The organism is Bradyrhizobium sp. (assembly GCF_049798375.1).
Lineage (GTDB): Bacteria > Pseudomonadota > Alphaproteobacteria > Rhizobiales > Xanthobacteraceae > Bradyrhizobium.
Genome location: NZ_JBARGP010000014.1, coordinates 1 through 2,217, shown reverse-complemented (window position 1 = coordinate 2,217; position 2,217 = coordinate 1). Strand labels below are relative to the sequence as shown.

The following is a 2,217-nucleotide window of genomic DNA, read 5'->3' as shown; positions in this document are numbered from 1 at the left end:
CCCTACGGCATCGTGACTTTGGCGCGTAGGGTGGGCAAAGCGAAGCGTGCCCACCGCCCTTTGGCATGATACAACCACATCATGCCAAATTATCGTCGCACCAATGTCAAAGGCGGCGTGTTCTTCTTCACGGTCGTCCTTCAGGACAGGTCGAGCAATCTGCTTGTTGAGCAGATCGACCGGCTGCGTTGGTCATATCGTCTCGCAAGCGAACGTCATCCATTCGAAACGATTGCGATCTGCGTCCTCCCTGACCATCTTCACGCGCTTTGGGCGCTGCCTGAAAACGACTCGGACTTCGCGAGCCGCTGGAGCTTGATCAAGAGCAACTTCTCTCGGGGGATCGCACCGGAACGGCGCTCGCAAAGCCAACTGTCAAAGCGTGAGAAAGGCGTCTGGCAGCGACGGTATTGGGAGCACGCAATCCGCGATGAGGATGATTTCGATCGACATATCGATTACATTCATTTCAACCCGGTCAAGCATGGGCTCGCGGCGCGTGTTGCCGACTGGCAGCACAGTAGCTTTCACAGATTTGTCGAACGCGGTTTGCTTGTTGCCGACTGGGGCGGAGATGTGAGGGACATGCCGGGATCGTTCGGCGAATAGGGGGTGGGCACGCTTCGCTTTGCCCACCCTACGACCTCCATCGGAGCATCGGCCGGGCCGCCTCACACTTGAGAGCTGCTTTCAGACCACGGCGCATATCCGCCATGCGCAAATTGCCCGTCGTGCCAGTCTGTCGCAGTTTTGCACCTTGCCTCGTCGGGCAAATCACAACGATGATCTCGGCCATCCCGCCTCACCACGGAGGGGCGTTGCGCGCGATCGTCACGACACGCGAGGCGGGGAAGCGGTGGCCGTGAGGTGTCGCAGCATGCGCATTGCGCATGCGGACGAACGATGCATTACGGACGCGAAATCGTGTGGTCCTGGCCTCCCTGTGCTGAGGCCTGCGCAACGCGTCAGCGTTGTCGCGATGGGGGCAATCAAGCCGGTCCCCAAGGAGAGCGCGTATAAGCGTTAAGACCATCGCGCAGGGAAGGCCGGTTGTTCGGCGTACCTGTGGTTCTGCCGCGTGCTTCTTTGCTGCACGCGGACCGCGGGTGCGACCAGCACCCGGCCTTCCCTGCGCCCTCTGTATTTCGAGGGTCATTAAGATCAGCACAAACTCGGGCATGACATGCCGCGGGAATGCAGTTGCTTGGCTCGGCGCGTGCCTTACACACAGTCGTCATCGCCCGCGAAGCCGGCGGTCCCGCACGCCGCGGCTTATCGACTCAATCACCGTTTCCTCTGGAATATCGGGTCGCCCGGTCAAGCGGGACGACGACAGCGGAGGACACCGTAGCGGTTTCAAGGACGACGGCGGACCTTGTAGGCGCTCCCGTCATCTCCACCCTGCGGAATATTTTCGCGGCTTGCCAAGGCTCGATCAAGGGTCCAGAAAATCGCATCAGACAAGGGACGAAACGATCAATGCGGAGTTACAGTTGACCATCAAGGGCAAGGCCTACATCGCCGGGATCTATGAGCATCCCACCCGGCACGCACCCCACAAATCCACCGCGCAGTTGCATGCCGAGGTCGCCAAGGGCGCGATCGAGGATGCCGGGCTGACCAAGGACGACATCGACGGCTATTTCTGCGCCGGCGACGCGCCGGGCGGGCTGTGGCCGATGGTCGACTATCTCGGCCTGGACACCAAGAAGCTGCGCCACGTCGATTCCACCGAGACCGGCGGCTGTTCCTATCTGATCCATCTTGGCCACGCCGCCGAGGCCATCGCCGCTGGAAAGTGCTCGGTCGCGCTGATCACCTTGGCCGGCAAGCCGCGCACCGGCCCCATGCCGCCGCGCGCCTCCGGCGCCGAGGGAGACTTCGAGGCGGCTTATGGTGCGACGACCCACAATGCCTACGGCATGTGCGCCATGCGCCACATGCACGACTACGGCACCACCAGCGAGCAGCTGGCCTGGATCAAGGTCGCGGCCTCGCATCATGCGCAATACAATCCGCATGCGATGCTCAAGGACGTCGTCACGGTCGAGGACGTGCTCAACTCGCCGATGATCTCCGATCCCCTGCATCGGATGGATTGCTGCGTCGTCACCGACGGCGGCGGCGCGCTGATCGTCACCACGCCGGAAATCGCCAAGAGCCTGAAGAAGCCGCTGGTGCGCCTGATCGGTCATGGCGAAGCGGCGAAGGGGCCGC

At 62.0% G+C, this 2,217-nt stretch carries 1 protein-coding gene and 1 pseudogene; both read left to right on the top strand.

Features of this window, described 5'->3' with window-relative positions; all coding sequences use genetic code 11:
* Positions 1-81 precede the first annotated feature (81 nt).
* A complete protein-coding gene (locus WA702_RS00580) occupies positions 82-609 on the top strand; it encodes an REP-associated tyrosine transposase (RefSeq protein WP_425108582.1) in 528 nt (175 codons plus the stop codon).
* Between the two features lie 884 nt (positions 610-1,493).
* Positions 1,494-2,217, top strand: a pseudogene (locus WA702_RS00575) (thiolase domain-containing protein); the annotation flags it as partial.